Origin of the sequence: Streptomyces sp. GS7, from assembly GCF_009834125.1 — a bacterium.
In the GTDB taxonomy this organism is placed as follows: Bacteria; Actinomycetota; Actinomycetes; order Streptomycetales; family Streptomycetaceae; genus Streptomyces.
Window position 1 is genome coordinate 5,816,386 of record NZ_CP047146.1, and the last position, 19,518, is coordinate 5,835,903.

General features: G+C 72.6%; 16 protein-coding genes. 9 read left to right on the forward strand and 7 right to left on the reverse strand.

Features of this window, described 5'->3' with window-relative positions; all coding sequences use genetic code 11:
- Window positions 1-95: 95 nt before the first annotated feature.
- Window positions 96-311 carry a hypothetical protein gene (locus GR130_RS25365; protein WP_159506857.1) on the reverse strand — a complete coding sequence of 72 codons (216 nt, stop codon included), beginning with the start codon at window positions 309-311 and terminating at the stop codon, window positions 96-98.
- 554 nt (window positions 312-865) lie between these two features.
- On the opposite strand from GR130_RS25365, the gene GR130_RS25370 reads away from it, so the two are divergent.
- The 3 genes from GR130_RS25370 to GR130_RS25380 all read left to right on the forward strand — a co-directional run bounded on the left by GR130_RS25370 (window position 866) and on the right by GR130_RS25380 (window position 3,325).
- Window positions 866-1,522, forward strand: coding sequence for a transglycosylase SLT domain-containing protein (locus GR130_RS25370; RefSeq protein ID WP_159506858.1), 657 nt, complete (start codon window positions 866-868; stop codon window positions 1,520-1,522).
- A 299-nt stretch (window positions 1,523-1,821) separates the two neighbouring features.
- Window positions 1,822-2,700, forward strand: coding sequence for a lysozyme (locus tag GR130_RS25375; protein WP_159506859.1), 879 nt, complete (start codon window positions 1,822-1,824; stop codon window positions 2,698-2,700).
- A 172-nt stretch (window positions 2,701-2,872) separates the two neighbouring features.
- The gene (locus GR130_RS25380; RefSeq protein WP_159506860.1) at window positions 2,873-3,325 is read left to right on the forward strand and encodes a spore-associated protein A; all 453 of its coding nucleotides are present in this window, start codon (window positions 2,873-2,875) and stop codon (window positions 3,323-3,325) included.
- 34 nt (window positions 3,326-3,359) lie between these two features.
- On the opposite strand, the gene GR130_RS25385 is transcribed toward GR130_RS25380, so the two are convergent.
- From GR130_RS25385 to GR130_RS25405, 5 genes are all read right to left on the reverse strand, one after another.
- A complete protein-coding gene (locus tag GR130_RS25385) occupies window positions 3,360-4,046 on the reverse strand; it encodes a response regulator (protein ID WP_159506861.1) in 687 nt (228 codons plus the stop codon).
- The gene (locus GR130_RS25390) at window positions 4,043-5,362 is read right to left on the reverse strand and encodes a sensor histidine kinase (RefSeq protein WP_236573467.1); all 1,320 of its coding nucleotides are present in this window, start codon (window positions 5,360-5,362) and stop codon (window positions 4,043-4,045) included. The genes GR130_RS25385 and GR130_RS25390 overlap by 4 nt, the downstream gene beginning before the upstream one ends.
- A gap of 10 nt (window positions 5,363-5,372) precedes the next feature.
- Window positions 5,373-6,644 carry an acyltransferase family protein gene (locus GR130_RS25395; RefSeq protein WP_159506862.1) on the reverse strand — a complete coding sequence of 424 codons (1,272 nt, stop codon included), beginning with the start codon at window positions 6,642-6,644 and terminating at the stop codon, window positions 5,373-5,375.
- The gene (locus tag GR130_RS25400; RefSeq protein ID WP_159506863.1) at window positions 6,637-7,659 is read right to left on the reverse strand and encodes an alpha/beta hydrolase; all 1,023 of its coding nucleotides are present in this window, start codon (window positions 7,657-7,659) and stop codon (window positions 6,637-6,639) included. Before GR130_RS25400 ends, GR130_RS25395 begins: the two co-directional genes overlap by 8 nt.
- Window positions 7,660-7,867: 208 nt before the next feature.
- A complete protein-coding gene (locus tag GR130_RS25405) occupies window positions 7,868-8,962 on the reverse strand; it encodes a LacI family DNA-binding transcriptional regulator (protein ID WP_159506864.1) in 1,095 nt (364 codons plus the stop codon).
- A 286-nt stretch (window positions 8,963-9,248) separates the two neighbouring features.
- On the opposite strand from GR130_RS25405, the gene GR130_RS25410 reads away from it, so the two are divergent.
- From GR130_RS25410 to GR130_RS25435, 6 genes are all read left to right on the forward strand, one after another.
- Window positions 9,249-10,544 carry an ABC transporter substrate-binding protein gene (locus GR130_RS25410; RefSeq protein ID WP_159506865.1) on the forward strand — a complete coding sequence of 432 codons (1,296 nt, stop codon included), beginning with the start codon at window positions 9,249-9,251 and terminating at the stop codon, window positions 10,542-10,544.
- Window positions 10,545-10,552: 8 nt separating this feature from the next.
- On the forward strand, window positions 10,553-11,518 hold the full coding sequence (locus GR130_RS25415; RefSeq protein WP_236573471.1) for a carbohydrate ABC transporter permease: 966 nt from the start codon (window positions 10,553-10,555) through the stop codon (window positions 11,516-11,518).
- A 41-nt stretch (window positions 11,519-11,559) separates the two neighbouring features.
- Complete coding sequence (locus GR130_RS25420; RefSeq protein WP_201305215.1) at window positions 11,560-12,423, forward strand: carbohydrate ABC transporter permease; 864 nt, start codon at window positions 11,560-11,562, stop codon at window positions 12,421-12,423.
- 51 nt (window positions 12,424-12,474) lie between these two features.
- Window positions 12,475-13,794: a glycoside hydrolase 5 family protein gene (locus tag GR130_RS25425; RefSeq protein WP_159506867.1), complete on the forward strand. Its 1,320-nt coding sequence runs from the start codon at window positions 12,475-12,477 to the stop codon at window positions 13,792-13,794.
- Window positions 13,795-13,875: 81 nt separating this feature from the next.
- Complete coding sequence (locus tag GR130_RS25430; RefSeq protein ID WP_159506868.1) at window positions 13,876-15,975, forward strand: endo-beta-N-acetylglucosaminidase; 2,100 nt, start codon at window positions 13,876-13,878, stop codon at window positions 15,973-15,975.
- Between the two features lie 45 nt (window positions 15,976-16,020).
- Window positions 16,021-19,068 (forward strand): alpha-mannosidase, encoded by a 3,048-nt coding sequence (locus GR130_RS25435; RefSeq protein WP_159506869.1) that lies wholly within the window; start codon window positions 16,021-16,023, stop codon window positions 19,066-19,068.
- A gap of 43 nt (window positions 19,069-19,111) precedes the next feature.
- Here the strand turns inward: GR130_RS25435 and GR130_RS25440 are convergent, their stop codons facing one another.
- Window positions 19,112-19,429 carry a hypothetical protein gene (locus tag GR130_RS25440; RefSeq protein ID WP_159506870.1) on the reverse strand — a complete coding sequence of 106 codons (318 nt, stop codon included), beginning with the start codon at window positions 19,427-19,429 and terminating at the stop codon, window positions 19,112-19,114.
- Window positions 19,430-19,518 lie beyond the last annotated feature (89 nt).

Here is a 19,518-nt window from a genome sequence, read left to right on the forward strand (position 1 = left end):
CGCGCCGGAGCAACGCCTCTGCGCCAACGGCACTGGCCCTGACCGCACTTCGCGGTCAGGGCCAGTGCCGTTGGCGCAGATGACGGCGGCCGGCTTCAGTAGCGGCTCCAGCCTCGCGGCGGGCCGCCGAAGAGGGAGTCGAGGACATGGCCGGCGACCCGCAGGCCCTCGCGCTCCCTGGGGGTCAGGCTGCGCTCGTGGTGGTCGCGGTAGTCGCGGTGGTGGTCGACGGGGGCCGCGCCGGCGGAGCCCGTGCCGAGGATTCCGGCGACGGCGAGACCGGCGAGAACGACGACGGAACGACGGAACATAAGCATTCCCCTACGGTGAGTGACGGTTGTGTGTGGTCTCACTCTCCGGGACCCCCGGGCGAGGCGCAGCCCGACAGCCCGGATGCTGCTACGAACGGACCAGCGGCACCGCCGCACGGACGGATCCGCCGGGGCGCGGCCACTCCCGCCGCCCCCGGGAGGGCGAACTGGGGGATTCCCGGCGGCAATTCGGGGTGTGAGCCAGGTAACTTTCCGGGGGCGCCGGAGGGGCTCGAAAGGGCTCCGGCAGGTGACCCCCGGCACGCGACGTACGTCACGTACGAGTCCGCCTAGTCGACACCGAGGCGCGCCACGCCCCGAAATACAGGGCGAATATCGGAGCAAAACGGGCATTCCCCTTCATCTCACGAAGAGAGGTAGTACAAGGGGTCATTGCCACGAATCGGGTCGGCCGTTAACCATGGATCCCGTCGCACCGAGAGCGGGTCTGCGCCCAACGCCCTGAGGGCGGGCACGACGTGAAGAGCCTCGGTCCGAACGCGCCAACGACGGCCACCCCGCCGTCCCCCGTACCTGGAAGAGGTCACCCCCGTATGCCCAGTTTCGCCCTGCCCCGCGCTGCCCGGATCGCCCGTGTCACCCGTACCCACAAGGTCGCCGTGGCCGTTCTCGCCGCCGCCGGCGCCACCACGGGCCTGGCCGTCACCGCGGCCCCGGTCCACGCCGCCCCGGCCGCGCACGCCTCCGCCGCAGTCAAGCCGGTCAGCGCCAACGGGATGCCCGCCAAGGCCGACAGCGCCAAGGTCCAGCGCCCGGTGAGCGCGTCCGTCGCCGACCGCATCAAGGTCACCGCGGTCGCCCAGCAGGGCCACACCGCCGAGCAGGCCGCCAGCCGCTCCGCCGAGCGTCCGGCCGCTCCCAAGCAGTACGCGAACAACCTTGACGGCTGGATCCGCCAGGCGCTGGACATCATGAAGTCCAAGGGCATACCGGGCAGCTACGAGGGCCTGCACCGCAACATCATGCGGGAGTCCAGCGGCAACCCCAACGCGGTCAACGACTGGGACGTCAACGCCGTCAACGGCATCCCGTCGAAGGGCCTGCTCCAGGTGATCCAGCCCACCTTCGACACCTACCACGTCGCGGGCACCGCCGATAACCTCACCGACCCGGTCGCCAACATCACCGCCGCGGCCAACTACGCCGCCCACCGCTACGGCTCCATCGACAACGTCAACTCCGCCTACTGAGCCACCGGCGATGACGGAACGGACAAGCGATCCGGCAGGATCGGCATAGAGACCGGCGAAGCGGCGGCATGGCGCGTTCGCCGCTGCGCAGGAAAGCGGGCCCCGGCACTGCCGGGGCCCGCTCGCGTCGTCCCGAAAGGCCGGGGCGGCCAGACGGGTGAGATGGCCCGGCCGGTCGGCGGACTGAGAGGCTGTCGGGTCTTGGGACACGGCAATTCAGCGTATAAGTCTTTTTATCGGCAGAATTCTGCTCAAAAGCTGCCGAAACTGACTCAACCGAAGTCCTTCGGAGGCACGCGATGCCCTTGCGCAGACCCGCACCGGCCCGCCGTACGATCCCCCTCGCGGCCGGAACCCTCGTTTCCCTCTTCTCCGTGCTCGCACTGCCGCTCGTCCTGCCGGGCACCGCCACCGCGTCGCCGGACGCCGGGAAGACGCCCGCCCACCCCGAGCAGGACTGGATGGGTTCCACCATCGCCATGCACGAGGGCATCGACGAGCAGGTCGCCTCCGAGCCGCGGGGTGCCTGGTCGCGCAGGGCCGTGGCCGGGGTCGATGTCTCCAGCCACAACGGCAGGGTCAACTGGCGGAGGCTGCGCCGGAACGGGGTGCGGTTCGCCTACGTCAAGGCCACGGAGGGCACCAGCTACACGAACCCGTACTTCAGCCAGCAGTACCACGGCTCGTACCACGCGGACATGATCCACGGCGCCTACCACTTCGCACTGCCGGACCACTCCGGCGGTGCCACGCAGGCGCGGTTCTTCGCGCACCACGGCGGTGGCTGGTCGCGGGACGGCAGGACGCTGCCCGGCGCGCTGGACATGGAGTACAACCCCTACGGCGCGACCTGCTACGGCAAGAGCCATGCGGGGATGGTGAACTGGATCGGCGACTTCGTGCGGGCCTACCGGGCGGAGACCGGCCGCGACGCGGTCATCTACACCTCGACCAACTGGTGGAAGCGGTGCACCGGCAACTCGGCCCGCTTCGGCCGGACGAACCCGCTGTGGATCCCCCACTACAGCACCTCCGTCGGCTCGCTGCCGGGCAGCTGGCGATTCCACAGCATCTGGCAGCACACCTCCTCGGGGCACACCGTCGGGGACCACAACCGCTTCAACGGGACGTACGGCAGGCTGAAGGTGCTCGCCTATGGGGAGGACGACGACGACTGACCGGGGAGCCCTACCCACCGGGCGGGCATTGCCCGGGGTGAGGCACCATCAAGTTCTCCTGATACGCGGGCAATTCGCGTACAACCATCCCCGTCCGGCCGGTGTCCAACACGGTGCATCACCATCACGGTGAATGACCACGCGACGGACACCACCTGACGGGGGTATTCCCATGAAGCGTTCACGTGCCATCACAGGATCCGCGGCACTGGCGGCGGCCGGTATCGCCACGATGGGCCTGGCCACCACGGCATCGGCCGCGCCGGCGAGAGCCGCGGCGTACAACGGAGCGTGCGGCAGCGGATATCGCGTCGTGAATTCCCTACCGGTCACCGGAAAAGGGACCGTGTATCTGACGTACAGCGCGAAGACCGGAAAGAACTGCGTGGTGACGGTCCGGAACAGCCCCGGTAAGCCGGTGTTCCTCTACACCTATCTCGGCCCCTCGGACGGCAGCTCCGACACGGTTTTCGACAGCGGTGACTACACCTCCTATGCGGGACCGGTGTATCTGGCGGCGAAAGGCCGCTGTGTGGACTGGGGCGGGACCGTCGAGACGGTGAGCGTCAGCGTTTCCGGCTCGAACTGCGGGCGGCTGGCGCCCGGGGTCGTGACGCACCACTGACACCCCCCGCCGGTGGGGGAATCCGGCGGGCGGTTCAGTACCCCGTGGGCCGCACCAGTCCGCTCTCGTAGGCGAAGACCGCGGCCTGGGTCCGGTCCCGCAGGCCCAGCTTGACCAGGATGCGGCCCACATGGGTCTTCACGGTCTGCTCCGCCACCACCAGGCGCGCCGCGATCTCGGCGTTCGACAGGCCCTGGGCGATCAGCGACAGCACCTCCGTCTCACGCTCCGTCAGACCGGCGACGCGGTCCTTGAGCGGGGCGCGCGGGGCGCCGGTCATCCGGGAGAACTCGGCGATCAGCCGCTTGGTGATGCTCGGCGCCAGCAGGGCGTCACCAGCCGCCACCACCCTGACGGCCTGGGCGAGTTCATCGGCCGAGGCGTCCTTGAGGAGGAAGCCGGAGGCGCCCGCGCGCAGCGCCTCGTAGACGTATTCGTCGAGATCGAAGGTGGTCAGGACGAGGACCTTGACGGTGGCACCGGCCGGTGCGGTGATCCGGCGGGTGGCCTCGATGCCGCCCAGTTCGGGCATCCGGATGTCCATCAGGACCACGTCCGGGGCGAGTTCGGCGACCTTGGCGACCGCGTCGAGGCCGTCCACCGCCTGGCCGACGACCTCGATCCCGGGTTCGGCGTCGAGCAGCACGGTGAATCCCTGACGGACCATCATCTGGTCGTCCGCGATCAGTACGCGGATGGCGGTGGTGGCGGCGGTCGTCATGGGGTGTCCTCGGCGGGGTCGGCGGGCGGATGCGGGGGGCGGGCGGGGAGGATCGCGGTCACTTCGTAACCGCCGTCGGGGGTGGGGCCGGTGGCCAGTTCGCCGCCGAGCATCGTGGCGCGCTCGCGCATGCCCAGCAGGCCGTGCCCGGTGCCCGCGGAGGGCGGGGCGGGGCCGTCGGGCGCGGTGTTGGTGACGCGGAGGGTCAGGTCGTGGCGTCGGTAGCCGACCTCGACGCGTACCGCCGCCCCCGGCGCGTGCCGCATCGCGTTGCTGAGCGCCTCCTGGACGATGCGGAACGCGGAGAGTTCGGCGCCGGGTGAGAGCGGGCGCGGCTCACCGGCGGTCTCGACGGACACGTCGAGACCGGCGCCGCGCACCTTGCCGACCAGCTCGCCGAGCCGGTCGAGGGTGGGCTGCGGGGCGTGCCGGGCGCTGTCGGAGAGGGCGTCCTCGGAGCGCAGCACGTCGAGCACCCGGCGGAGTTCGGCGAGCGCCTCGACCGCGTTCTGGCGGATGCCGCGGAGGTTCTCCTTCAGCTCGTCCGAGGGGTTGTCGGCCAGGTGCGGGGCGACCTGGGCCTGGATCGAGATCACCGACATGTGGTGGGCGACCACGTCGTGCAGCTCCCGCGCGATCCGGCTGCGCTCCTCCAGGACGGTGCGCCGGGCGCGTTCTCCGGCGGTCAGCTCTTCCTGCGCGACGAGTTCGGTACGGGCCACCTGCCGGCCGCGCAGCGCGGTGCCGACCACGACGGAGAGGGCGAGGACGGCGACGGGGAAGCGCGCGTCGTTGAACCGGTCGGAGATCACCGCATCGGTGAACAGGCCCGTCAGCACGTCGATCACCAGCATCTCGACGGCTGTCCGGGGCCGGACCCGCAGCGCCGCCAGGAAGAGCACGGCCGCCTGGAGCGGGAGCCCGGTCTGGTACCAGGGCAGTTGGGTGAACGGCTCGATGTGACCCGCCGCATGGTAGGCGACCAGGACCATGGCGCCGGTCGACACCCACCAGGCCGGGACCGGTCGGTACAGCGCGGCGACCGGCGCCGCCGCCTGGAGCGCGGCGACGAGGATGCCGTAGGGCAGGCCCATCCCGTACAGGAAGGCATACCGGTTCGCGTCGGCGGCGAGCAGGACCACCGCGGCCAGGGCCAGCGGCACGACGATCGCCGGCCGCCAGTCCAGCCAGCGCGGGCGCCGCGCGGTGCTCGCCAGCGGATCGTCGCCGGCCGTCGTCCACAGGTCCTCGCGCAGGTTGCGCGGCACCGCGCGCACCGCCGCCACGAGCCGCTCGGCCCGATTCCCCCTCTTCACGGGATGCACCCTAAGCACGGGGCGTCGCCTCCGGCCGGGCGGGGCGCCCTTCGCGGATCACCGGGGCGGGCGGCCGCGGTTCGCGCGGAAGTGGTGCACCGGGCGCACCGGGCGCACCGGGGGTATGCGGACCGCGCGGAGCGTCCGTCGCGCGCCTGCCGGGCCGGTGCTGTTCGTACGTGCGGAACGCGGCCCGGCAGACCAGCAGGGCACCCGCGAAGACCGGGAGCCACAACAGCCGGGCGAGTATCCAGGCGGGGCCGTCGGGTGCGGTGTGCAGGCCGGGCAGCGGGCCGGCGGCGTACAGGCCGGTGGCGGTGACCGCCATCATCGAGGTCTGGTGCCACAGGAAGACGGTCATCGCGGAGAGGTTCAGCACGGCCACGGCGGCCCAGGCGGCGGGGCGCCGCAGCGCCCGGTTCAGCGGGTCGCGCAGCAGCAGGGCCGCGCCGCACTGGGCGAGGCCGAAGGTGGCGGCGGCGAGGGTGGGCGGGTTGAGGTTGGAGATCGCGGCGCCGGGGACGCCGACCATCGAGGCGGGGTAGCCGGCGAACAGGATCAGCCCGGCGGTGGCCGCGGCCCCGGTGACCAGCAGCGCCCAGCCGGCCGCCCGGCACCGCAGGCCGCCGCGGGACCAGGTCGCGCCCAGGCAGTACGGCACGAGCCAGCCCGCGGGCAGGTTGAGCCAGCCGAGCCAGCCCGGGGCGCCGCAGCCGAAGCGGAGGACGTCGACGAGCAGGACGACGGCGAGCGGCCACAGCGGGTGCAGCTTGGCGACGAGCGGGGTCGCCGCCGTCAGGGCGGCGAAGACCAGCAGGAACCACAGCGGGGACAGGACGAGTTTGACCAGCGTGTGGACGGTCTCGAAGCCGACGCCGGAGGCGAGCATCGCGACGGTGGCGACGGTCCACACCGCCAGGACCGCGGCGACCGGCCGGAACAGCCGGGCGAGACGGGCGCGCAGCCAGTGCCGGTAGGCGGTGCCGCGGGCGCGGGCCGCGGCGTGGCTCGGGGCGGCCACCTGCCCGCCGACCATGAAGAACACCGCCAGGGTCTGGAACAGCCAGGATATGGGGGCCAGTTGGGGCATGTTCTGGAGCGGGCTGGCGACGTGCAGGGTGCCGCTGTCCGCGACCAGGGCGGTGACCAGCCAGTGGCCGAGCACCACGCCGAGGATGGCGAAGGCGCGCAGCGCGTCGGTGGCCCGGTCGCGGTGGGGCGGGGTGGCGAGCTCGATCCGGCGGATCAGGGCCCGCGCGGCGGATCCGACGGAGTCACGCATGACGGCCCTTCTCGGCGGCGGCCCGACCGGTGCGGGCGGCGAGGGGCCCGCTGGGGGCGGTGGCCTGTCCGGTCACGATGCGGGCGAGGTTCTTGAGGGATACGGAGCCGGGCTTCAGGTAGTCGCTGTGGCCGCCCCGGCCCGCCGGGAAGACCCGGGCGCCGAACTCCCGGGAGACCGGATCGACACCGAACCCGAGGGTGGCGAAGGGCAGTTGGAGCCGGGCGTGCGGGACATCGGCGATCCAGTCCCCGGCGCCGCGGCCGGCCCAGACGGTGGCCCGGGTGCGCAGGGCCGCCGCGCTGCCGTAGCCGGTGCCAGGGCTGCCGTAGAAGACGATGTCCGCCACGGCGAGTGCGGAGGCGGCTCGGGCGCAGACCACGGAGCCGTAGGAGTGGCAGAGGACGACGACGCGGGAGGCAGGCCGGGCGGCGTTCAACTCACCGATGAATTCCCGAAGTTGTGGGGCGGCCTGGTCGGCCCGGCCGGTGGTGATCGCCTCGGGGCTGACCGTGGCGGGCGTGGCGTAGCCGAGCCAGGCGACGACCGCGGTCGGGGTGGCCGCTTCCCGCCCGAGCTGCCGCTGGAGCGCGAGCGCCCCGGCGCGGAAGCGCCCGTACGTCTCGAAGCCGGTGTCCGAGCCCGGGACGAGCACGGCGATCCGCCGGGCCCGGGAGAGGTCGCCGTAGACCTCGGCGCTGCGACCGCCGTCGCGGCCGTCGAAGGAGAGGAAGTGCCGCGCGCGGCCGGCCATGGCGCGCAGTGCGGCGGCCCGCATGTGGTCGCCGTGGGCGGTGGCGGTCCGCTCGGCCGCCTCGATGTCGTGGCGGGCGGTGGCGTACCGCTCGGCGAGGGCGGCGGGGGTGGCGTCGCGCAGCGGGGCGGCAGCCGTGGGGGCGGGCGCCGGAACGGCCGCGGGGCGGGCCGCCCCCGATACGGGTACGGCCACCGAGGCGGTGACCAGCACGGCCAGCAGGGTGCGGGTCAGGCGGCGGTTGGGCGGGCGGGACGCCATGGCGGGTGGTCCTTCCGTACCGGAGGCGGGTGGTGGTTCCGGCACCGAAGGTAGGGAGCGCGGTGTGTGGTCGGCGTCCCGCCGGGGAGCCACTGTCCATGTGGCTCTCAGGTATGACGGGTAGTAGGGGCGGGGCGTGTGGCGGCGGCTGCACGAGGGCACCGCAGTGCTCTTGACGGTCCGTCAGGACCTCGCCGGCCGAGCCCGGTCAGTCTCCCTGCGGGACCGGGCCGCTGCTCTCCCGCCATTCCAGGCGCGGGAGTTCGCCCTGTACGGTGCGGGGCCCTCCGCCGTCGAGGACCGCGAGGAGTTCAGTGGCGGCGAGCCGGCCGAAGCCCGGGGTGTCGCGGACCAGCGCGGTCAGCCGGGGGTGGGTGACCCGGCACAGCGGGGAGTCGTCCCAGGCGACGATGGACAGCTCGCCCGGCACGCGGATGCCGCGCCCGGCCGCCACCGAGGCGCCGGCCACCGCCATCACGTCGTTGTCGTAGATGATCGCGGTGGGGGGTGCGGTGGCGTCGAGGATGCGGCGGGTGGCCTCGGCTCCCTCGGCGTCGGAGTAGTCGGTGGTCACCGAGCGGACCTGCCGCTCGTCGAGGCCCAGCCGGCCGGTCTCGGCGCGCAGTGAGCGGATCCGGCGGGCGGTGTGGGCGAGTCCGGGCATGCCCGCGACATGCGCGATGCGGCGGTGGCCGAGGCCGTGGAGGTGGTCGAGGATCCTGGCCATGGCCTTGGCGTCGTCGGCCCAGACGGTGGAGAGCGGGGGGAGCGGGGCGGACGGTCCGGCGGACGTTCCGGGGGTGGCGGGGCCGCCGATGACGACCGCGGGGAGGCCGAGTGCGGCGAGGAGTTCGGGCCGGGGGTCCTGGGTACGGGGGTCGACGACGAGGACGCCGTCCACCCGGTGTTCGGCCCACCAGCGGCGGTAGAGGGCGCATTCGGTCTCCAGGTCCTCGACGACCTGGAAGAGGAGCGCGGTCTTCCGTGCGGAGAGCACCTCTTGGATGCCGGAGACGAGTTGGAGGAAGAACGACTCCACGCCGAGCGTCCTTGCGGGGCGGGCCAGCACCAGGCCCAGGCAGCCGGCGCGTTCGCCGGAGAGCGCGCGGGCGGCGCTGTTGGCCTGCCAGCCCAGCTCCTCCGCGACGCGCCGCACCCGGGCGCGGGTGCCCTCGGAGACCCCCGGCCGATCGTTCAGCGCGAAGGAGACGGCGCTCTCGGAGACCCCGGCCCGGCGGGCGATGTCCTTGATCGTCGGCCGGCGCGCAGGTTTGCGGCGGGCCGCCTCACCGGGCGAAGTCATGCCGGCGCTCCTCCCGTCCTGAACCGCATTCCCGTCCTGAACCGCACGAGTGCAGAGCAGTCTGAGTGCAGAACAGTCTGAGCAGGACCTAACGGCATGTCAAACGGCTGCCGGGCCGACCCCGAAGAATCGTCCGCGATCGGAGTGTTGACACCTACTAAACCGCATTAGTAGCGTCTTTCGCATCGTCGCCGGAGGTCCTTCAGTACCGCCGTGGAGACCCGGATCACCGTCCGGATGTTTCTGGTCCGAGCACCTGAGCCACACCTGAGCTAAGGAGCCAGCCATGCGTCGTACATCCAGCCGGGCAGCCGCCGCCACCGCGGTTCTGGTCACCGCGGCGCTCTCGTTGACCGGGTGCGGGGCCTCGGGGGACACCGGCGGGTCGGACAGCGCCTCGGGGAAGGTCGAGGGACAGGTCACCTTCCAGACCTGGAATCTCAAGGCGCATTTCAAGAAATATTTCGACGGGGTCATCGCGGAATTCGAGAAGAAGTATCCGGATGCCAAGGTCAGATGGATCGATCAGCCGGCCGAGGGGTATCCGGAGAAACTGAGCGCGGATGCCGCGGGCGGGACGTTACCGGATGTGGTGAATGTGTCGCCGGATCTCACGTATCCGCTGGCGAAGGCCGGGCTGGCGCTCGATCTGGAAAAGGCGGCGGGGAAGTACCGCGGCGAGTACCTGGATGCGGCATGGCAGAGCCAGGAAATGCCCGGAATGCAGGGCGTCTATGCCTTTCCCTGGTATCTGAACACCGGGCCGATGTTCTACAACAAGGAGCTGTTCCGCAGGGCCGGGCTGGATCCGGCGAAGCCGCCCACCACGTACGACCAGCTCTTCCGGGACGCGGTGGCGATGGCGCAGAGGAGCGGCCGGAAGATCGCGATGCTGGCGAGTACGCCGTCGGTCGAGGACTTCGGGCGCTACGGCGTACGGCTGATGAACGCCCAGGGCACCGCGTTCACGTTCAACGAGCCCAAGGGTGTCGAACTGCTCCAGCACTACAAGGAGTTGTACGCGGCCGGGGCGCTGGACTCGCAGGCGCTCACCGCCCAGGCGGAGTCCGCCGGGCGGAAGTTCGAGCAGCAGTCGGTGGCCATGAACCCGGGCAGCGCGCTCGATCTGGGGAACTTCGCGAAGGACGCCCCGAGCCTCTACAGGAACATCGGCATCACGGACGCGGTGAACAACACCGGTAAGGCCAACATGTACGTCCAGGGCCTGATGGTGAACGCGCGGAGCAAGGTCACACCGGCGGCCGTGGCCTTCGCGCACTTCGTGACGGACCGGCAGAACCAGATGGCGTTCGCGAGGCAGGTCACGGTCTTCCCGAGCACGAAGGGCTCGCTGGACGATCCGTACTTCACCGAGGAGGACGGGACGGATGCGACCCGGGTGCGGGTGGCGTCCGCCAAGTCCCTGAAGACCGCGGTGAATTACACGCCGGTACTGCTCAGCGACCAGATGAAGACGGTGCTGCGGAACGCCGTCGCCAAGGCCGTGCAGGGCAAGCAGTCGCCGAAGGCGGCGCTGGACGGGGCGGTGGCCGAGTGCAACCGCCTCCTCAAGACCGGCTGAGGCGGGCCATGGCCCCGCACACCGCCCTCGGTGGCCGTCGCCTCACCGGTCCGCGCGGGTTCTCCGGTCCCCGAACGGTCCGGCCGCGCCGCGGATCCCGCGGCATCCGTACGCATCTGCCGTCCACGCCGTGGCTGTTCCTGGCACCCGGTCTGCTGGTCGTCGGCGGATTCAGCCTCTATCCCTTCCTCAGCACGGTGGCGCATTCCTTCACCGATGCCCGCACCCTCACCCCGGGGCGGTTCGTCGGCGGCGCCAACTACCAGGAGCTGATCCACGACGCGATGTTCTGGACGGGGCTGCGCAACAGCCTGCTCTACGTCCTGGGTGCCGTACCGCTGCTGGTGGTACTGCCGCTGCTGCTGGCCCTGCTGGTCCAGCGGCACATCCCCGGGATCGCCTTCTTCCGGGCCGCGTTCTACACCCCGGTGGTCGCCTCCGTCGTGGTGGTCGGGCTGATCTGGGTGTGGCTGCTGGACGACCGGGGGCTGATCAACGCGCTGCTGGAGGCGCTGGGTTTCGGCAAGGTCGGGTTCCTCGACGATCCCTGGCTGCTGCTGCTCAGCGCGATGGCGGTGACGGTCTGGAAGGGGCTCGGCTACTACATGATCATTTATCTGGCGGCACTGGCCGGCGTCCCCCCGGAACTGCACGAGGCGTGCGCCGTCGACGGCGCCGGGCCGGTGCGCCGCTTCCTGACCGTCACCGTGCCGGCGGTGCGCTCCACGATGGTGCTGGTGGCCGCGCTCTCCTCGGTCAACGCGTTCAAGGTGTTCTCCGAGGTCTATCTGATGGCGGGGCCGACCGGCGGTCCCGGAGGCGAGGACACCACGCTGGTCATGCTCGTCCAACAGGTGGGCACCGGGCTGAGCGGCCGGGTCGGCTACGCCTCGGCCCTGTCCGTCGTGGTCTTCGCCCTCGCCCTCGGGCTGATGCTGCTGGTACTGCGGGCCCGGCGCGGGGAGGACCTCTAATGAGCGCCACGGTGGACGTGCGGTCGCGGGCCGAGGAGCCCATGGGCGGTACGCGGCGGACACCGGTCCGACGGCGGCCGGCCCGGCGGCGACGGCTGTTGGTACTCCGCTATCTGCTGCTGCTCGCCGTTCTGGCGCTGGCAGTCGGCCCGTTCCTGTGGCAGTTGTCGACCTCCCTCAAAGGGCCCGGCGAGGACATCTACCGCTACCCCCCGAACCTGGTCCCGCGCGAGGTCACCCTCGGCAACTACGCAGGTGTCGCGAGGATCATCCCGGTCTGGGACTTCGCGCTGAACTCCCTCAAGGTCGCCGCGGCGAACGTGCTGGCCAACTGCGCGGGCGCGGCGCTGGCCGGCTATGCGCTCGCCCGGATGCGCTTCAGGGGCCGTCGGGCCGCGGTGCTGGTGTTCATCGCGGCGATGCTGGTCCCGGTCGAAAGCATCATGATCGCCCAGTTCCTGACCATGCGTCAGCTCCAGTTGAACAACACCCTGCTCGGCGTGGTGCTGCCCTCCTGCATCGGCGCGATGAACGTGCTGCTGATGCGGAACGCCTTCGCGCAGCTGCCGTACGAGGTCGAGGAGGCCGCGTACGTCGACGGCGCCGACGCCTGGCAGCGGTTCGTCCGCATCGCGCTGCCGTCGGTCAGGGGCACTCTCGCCGTCGTCGCGATCTTCGCTTTCATGGGTGCCTGGGACGACTTCCTGTGGCCGCTGATCGTGCTGAGCGACCAGTCGAAGTTCACCCTGACCGTCGGCCTGAACTTCCTGCACGGCACCTTCGCGGACAACCAGCGGCTGGTCGCGGCCGGCACGGTCATCGCCGTACTCCCGCTGATGGTGATGTTCGCCTGCCTCCAGCGTTATTTCTTCCGCGGCGTCGGCGAGGGCGCCGTCAAGGGCTGAGCCCCGGCCGGGGCCGCCGCCCGCACGACACCCGTAGGGACAGGACCTCACATGCCCGTACAGGACACCGACACCGCCCGCCGTCTGCGCTTCGGCGTCAACTACACCCCCACCCAAGGGTGGTTCCACCACTGGCTGGACTTCGACCTCGACGCGGTACGCGCCGATCTCGACTCCATCGCCGGCCTGGGTCTGGACCACATCCGGGTCTTCCCGCTCTGGCCGGTGTTCCAGCCCAACCGCACCCTGATCCGGCCGCGGGCCGTCGACCAGCTGGTGCGGCTGACGGACGCGGCGGCCGAGCGCGGGCTGGACGTCGGCGTGGACGGCCTCCAGGGGCATCTGTCCAGCTTCGACTTCCTGCCCGCCTGGACGCGGACCTGGCACCGCCGCAACATCTTCACCGACCCCGGGGTGCTGGCCGGCCAGGAGGAGTATCTGCGCACGCTGGCCGCGGCGCTCGCCGACCGGCCGAACTTCCTCGGCATGACCCTGGGCAACGAGATCAACCAGTTCTCGGACGGCCCGCACCCGGATCCGGACCGCATCACGGCCGGGCAGGCGGCGGCCTGGCTGGAGCGGATGCTGGCGGCCTGCGAGCGGGGCGCGCCCGGACGGCCGCATCTGCACGCCGCGTACGACGCCACCTGGTACCGCGACGGCCACCCCTTCACACCCGCCCACGCCGCCCGGCTGGGCGCCATGACGGCGGTGCACTCCTGGGTGTTCAACGGCACCGCGCAGCGCCACGGCCCGGACGGCACCGCCACCGAGCAGCACGCCGCCTATCTCATCGAGCTGTCCAAGGCGTGGGCGCTCGATCCGCACCGCCCGGTGTGGCTCCAGGAGGTCGGCGCCCCCGCGCCCCACATCCCCCGGGACCACGCGGTGCGCTTCACCGAGGCCACCGTCCACAACTCCCTTGACTGCACCGGCCTTTGGGGCATCACCTGGTGGTGCTCGCACGATGTGTCCCGGTCGCTCGCGGACTTCCCGGAGCTGGAGTACGGACTGGGGCTGCTCGGCAACGATCGCTCGGCCAAGCCCGTGGGGCGGGCGCTGGCGGCGCTGGCCGCGGAATGGCGGGGGCGTGGGCACCGGCCGCCGGCCCGCCGCACCGCGCTGGTCGTCGACGCGGGCGACGCCGAGACCGCACCGCACCGGTCGGCGTGCGCACCCGGCGGCCCGGTCTTCGAAGCCTGGGCGGAACTCGCCGCGCAGGGCGCCCGGCCGGCCCTGGTACTCGCCCAACAGGCCACCGACCAGGCTCACTTGACGGACCGTGGGATCACCGAGGTGTGCACGCCGGAGGAGGTGGGGAGCGTCTCGCGCCGGGGGCGCTCCGCCTCCGACCCCTCGGACGCGTCCTAGGGCCTCTCGCCCCTGACCCATCGGACCGGCCCCAGCAGCGTCCGCGGCGTCCCGCCGTCCGCCACTCCCGGAGGAGCCCCCATGCCCCGGCCCCGCCTCCCCTTCTCCCGCCCCCTCCCCCGGCGCCGCGTGCTGCTCGCCGGGGCGGGTGCCGCCGCGGCCCTGCTCGGCCCGCCGCCGGGCCCCGCGGTGGCCGTCCCGCACCCGCGCACCGCGGCCCCTTCACAGCCGTACGCCGCCTACTGGTTCCCCGACTCGCTGCCCTCCGGCACGCCCGGCGACGGCATCGTCTGGCGCAGCCTGGCGGACTGGACACCGGAGACCGACCGGGACCTGCCGTTCAACACCGCGACGGTGCCGCTCGCCGAGCGGTTCACCCCCGTTCCCGCGAACACCACCGCCCGCGCCGGCCAGGCCCGGATCAGCGCGCTGGCGGCCTTCGACCACACCGCGGGCAATCCGTCCCAGGGTTCGGCCACCGCCGACTACTACGCGCCGACGCACTGGGCGTACCTCGACGAACTGGTCTTCTGGGGCGGCTCCGCCGGCGAGGGCCTGATCCTGGCCCCGAACGCCCCGGTCGTGGACGCCGCGCACCGCAACGGCGTGCCCGTACTGGGCACCGTGTTCCTGCCCCCGGCGGCGTACGGCGGACAGCTGCGCTGGACCCGCGACCTGGTGCGGAAGGACGGGGCGGGGCGGTTCCCGCTGGCCGCGAAGCTGGTGGCGGTCGCGCGGGCATACGGCTTCGACGGCTGGTTCCTCAACGCCGAGACGGAGGGCGGGGATACCGCGCTGGCCGCCGACATGCGGGGGTTCCTCCGGGCGCTGCGGGCGGCGGGCGCGCCGCACGGGCTGCGGATCACCTGGTACGACGCGATGGACAGCAGCGGCCGGGTCGGCTGGCAGGGGGCGCTCGACGAACGGAACCGGGAGTTCTTCCAGGACGCCGCGGGACCGGTCGCCGACACCCTGTTCGTGGACTTCCGCTGGAGCGCGCGCTCGCTCGCCGACTCCGGGCGGCTCGCGGGCCAACTGGGTCGCAGCCGCTACGAGTTGTGGGCCGGGGTCGACGTCGAGTCGGCCGGCTGGGACACCGTCACGGACTGGGACGCGATCGTCCCCGCCGACCGGGACCATGTGGTCTCGTACGGCTTCTACCGGCCGGAGTGGACCCTGGGCCATCTGCCCGCGGGACGCACCCCGGGTGACTTCCACGCCGCGGACGACCGGTTCTGGTGCGGCGAATGCCTCGATCCGTCCCGTCCTGGCGGGGAGGGCGGCGGCTGGCGGGCCCCCGCCGCGGCGGTCGCCGACCGTTCGACGGTCATCGCGCTGCCCTTCGCCACGACCTTCAACACCGGCCACGGCCTGCGCTGGTACGACCGCGGCACGGTCACCTCCGAGGCGCCCTGGAACCATCTCGGGCTCCAGGACCGGCTGCCCCCGAGGCGCTGGGCGGTCGGGACCGCGGGCCAACGCCCCGACGTCTCCCTGGACTTCGCCGACGCCTGGCGCGGCGGCAGCAGTCTGCTGGTGCGCGGCACCCTCGACTCCCCCGCGACGGTGGAACTGTTCCCCACCCGGCTGCCGTGCGGTACCGCCACGGTCGTGGACCTCACCCACCGCCTCGATCCGGGCTCGGGCCCGGTGACCGTGGAGGTCGCCGTCGCTCCGCGGGACGCCCCGGCGCCGGGCGAACCCGCGCCGTATGTCTACCTGCCGGCCGGGACCGTCGAGGCGGGCGACGGCGGCTGGCGCACCGTCTCCCTGCGGATCGGCGGCGCCGCGGACACCGGTACGGTCCGCGCGCTGGGCATACGGCTGACCGGGCGCGCGGGCGCCCCCGTCGCCTGGCGGCTGGGCGGGCTCGCGGTCCACGACGCCGCGGGGAAGCCCGCCGCGCCCCACGGACTGAAGGTCACCGAGGCCGCCACCGCGGGCGGGACGACCGCGCTGCGGGTGACCTGGCGGCGCTGTGCCGGACCGGTCCGGCACTACGAGTTGCACCGTCGCCTCCCGGACGGCACTCGGGTGTTCCTGGGAGGTACCTGCGGTACCGCCTTCCACCTCGCCGGACTGCGCCGCGCGGCGCACGAGCCTGCGGCGCAGCTCGAAGTCCGCGCCGTGGACGAGCTCTTCGCCTCCTCCGCCCCGTCGAGGACCCGGCACCCCTGGTAGCCACGGCCGTTCCCGTCACCTCCCACCCCACTCCACGGAGCCCCCATGCATGACGATCGCGCACTGGTCGAAGCCCGTCTCCGCCGTGTCCTGGACGAACGCATCCGGCCCGCCTTGTACCCGGAGTCGGTCCCCTTGGAGGTCGCGGCCTGGGTCGCGCCCGGCGAACCGGTATCCGTCGCGGAGGGGCTGGCCGCCCGGCACGAACCAGTGGCGGTGGGCGACGCGTGGGGTGCGCCCTGGGCGACCACCTGGTTCCGGGTGCGCGGCACGGTACCGGAGGCGTGGGCCGGGCGCACGGTGGAGGCGGTGCTCGACCTGGGCTTCGACGAGCGGATGCCGGGCTTCCAGTGCGAGGCGCTGGTCTACACGCCCGACGGGAGTCCGGTGAAGGGCCTCAATCCGCGGAACCAGTGGGTGCGGGTCGGCGATCCGGTGCGCGGCGGCGAGCGCGTCGAGTGGCATCTGGAGGCCGCGTCCAATCCCGTCATCCTCGACGTCCACCCCTTCCTGCCCACGGAGTTGGGCGACCCGGAGACGGCGGGCAGCGAGCCCCGGTACCGGCTGGCGCGGATGGACCTGGCGGTGTTCGACACCGAGGTGTGGGAGCTGATCCAGGACCTGGAAGTGCTGGGTGAGCTGATGGCGGAGCTGGCGGTGGACACCCCGCGGCGCTGGGAGCTGCTGCGCGCGGTGGGCCGGGCGCTGGACGCGATCGACCTCCAGGACGTCAACGGGACAGCGCGGGCCGCGCGCGGCCGGCTGCGGGAGGTGCTGGCGGCGCCCGCGGCGGCCTCCGCCCACCGGATCAGCGCGGTCGGGCATGCGCATATCGATTCGGCGTGGCTGTGGCCGCTGCGGGAGACGGTCCGCAAGGTCGCCCGGACCACCGCGAACATGACGGCGCTGCTCGCAGACGAGCCGGAGTTCGTCTACGCCATGTCGCAGGCGCAGCAGTACGCGTGGATCAAGGAGCACCGGCCGGAGGTGTACGCCAAGGTGAAGCAGGCGGTGGCCGAGGGGCGGTTCGTACCGGCGGGCGGGATGTGGGTGGAGTCGGACACCAACATGCCCGGCTCGGAGGCGATGGCCCGTCAGTTCGTGCACGGGAAGCGGTTCTTCCTGGAGGAGTTCGGCATCGAGAACGACGAGGCGTGGCTGCCGGACACCTTCGGGTTCGCCGCGGGGCTGCCGCAGATCATCAGGGCGGCGGGGACGAAGTGGCTGCTGACGCAGAAGATCTCCTGGAGCAAGGTCAACGCCTTCCCGCACCACACCTTCCGCTGGGAGGGCATCGACGGCACCCGGATCTTCACCCACTTCCCGCCGGTGGACACCTACAACTGCCAGCTGTCCGGAGCCGAACTGGCCCATGCGGCACGGAACTTCAGGGACAAGGGGATCGCCCGGCACTCCCTCGCGCCGACCGGCTGGGGCGACGGGGGCGGCGGCACCACCCGCGAGATGATCGCCAAGGCGCGCCGGCTGCGGGACCTGGACGGATCGCCGGTGGTGCAGTGGGAGCGGCCCGCCGACTTCTTCGCCAGGGCGGCGGCGGAGTACCCCGACGCACCCGTCTGGGTCGGCGAGTTGTATCTGGAGCTGCACCGCGGCACCCTCACCAGCCAGGCTCGGACCAAGCGCGGCAACCGCCGCAGCGAGCAGCTGCTGCGCGAGGCCGAACTCTGGTCGGCCACCGCCGCCGTGAAGGTCGGGCACCCCTATCCGTACGAGGAGTTGGACCGGATCTGGAAGACGGTGCTGCTGCACCAGTTCCACGACATCCTGCCCGGCTCCTCCATCGCCTGGGTGCACCGCGAGGCGGAGCGGACCTATGCGGCACTCGCCGCCGAGCTGGAGGGCATCATCGCCGGCGCACTGGCCGCGCTGGCCAGCGGCGGCAGCCGGCCGCTGGTGGTGAACTCGGCGCCGCACGCCCGCGGCGGGGTCGCGGCAGGCGCGGTGGCACCGGCGGTCACCGAGGGCGCCGCGGTGCGCGCCGCGCCCCGCCCCGGCGGCGGCTTCGTCCTCGCCCACGACCTGCTCCGCGTCGAGATCGACGGCCGCGGCCTGGTGGTCTCGGCCTACGACCGGACGGCCGGACGCGAGGCCGTCGCGCCCGGCACGGCCGCGAACCTGCTGCAACTCCACCCGGATTTCCCCAACATGTGGGACGCCTGGGACGTGGACTCCTTCTACCGCAACGTGGCCACCGACCTGACGGACGCGGACGAGGTCGCCCTCGCGGAGGCGTCGCCGGACGCCGCGACGGTCCGGGTGGTGCGCGCCTTCGGCGACTCGCGGGTGGTGCAGTCGCTGACCCTGGCACGCGGGCAGCGGCGACTGGACGTCGACACCGAGGTCGACTGGCGGGAGACCGAGAAGTTCCTCAAGGTCGCCTTCCCGCTGGACGTGCACGCCGAACGCTACGCGGCCGAGACCCAGTTCGGGCATCTGTACCGGCCCACGCACACCAACACCAGCTGGGAGGCGGCCAAGTTCGAGGCGTGCGCGCACCGGTTCGTCCATGTCGAGGAGCCGGGCTGGGGCGTGGCGCTGGTCAACGACGCGACGTACGGCCATGACGTCACCCGTACGGTTCGCGAGAACGGCGACGCCGGCGGGCGCGGCACCACCACGACCGTCCGGCTGTCCCTGCTGCGCGCCCCGCGGTTCCCCGACCCGGAGACCGACCAGGGCAGCCACCGCTTCCGGTACGCGCTGGTCCCCGGTGCCGCCATCGGCGACGCGGTACGCGAGGGCCACCGCATCAACCTGCCCGAGCGCCGGCTGACCGGGGCCGGCGCGGTGGCGCCCCTGGTCGCGGTGGGCAACGACGCGACGGTGGTCACCGCGGTCAAGCTCGCGGACGACCGGAGCGGCGATGTGGTCGTCCGGCTGCACGAAGCCCACGGCGGGCGCGCCGGGACCGCGCTCACCACCGGTTTCCCGCTGGCCGGTGCGGTCACCACCGACCTTCTGGAGCGCCCCACCGACGACGGTCCGGCGCTGGAGCAGGCGGGGAACACCGTCCGGCTGGCACTCCGCCCGTTCCAGATCGTGACGCTGCGGCTGAGCCGGGCGGTGGACTGACGGGCGGGGCGGCGGGCCGAGCGGGGCCGGCGGGAGGGGCCGCTCAGCCGGGATCCGAGGAGGGCGTCCGGGCGTCGCGACAGGTGTCGCGGCGCCCGTCGTGCCGCCGCTGCCCCGCACCGCGCCCGCGGCCCGCCTGCCGGCCGCGCAGTCGCTCCTGGCGGCGGGCTCCCTCCTGGCCGCCTGCCGCCTCCTGGCCCGGATCCCGGCTCGGGTCCAGCCCCAGCATGTCCATCAGCAGGGCCAGGTCGCCCGCGTCCCTGGCGCGGCCGGCCAGGGCCTTCCTGGCGAGCCGCCGCTCCTCGTCACCGGGCAGGGGGCGCACGGCGGTGTCCTCGGCACTGCGGTGTTCATCGCTCACCGCTGCATTCTCGGCCGGACCGCGACGCCGTGCCCGTCGAGCGGGCCGATGGGCTCACGGACGCGGCACCGACGGCACATCGGACAACA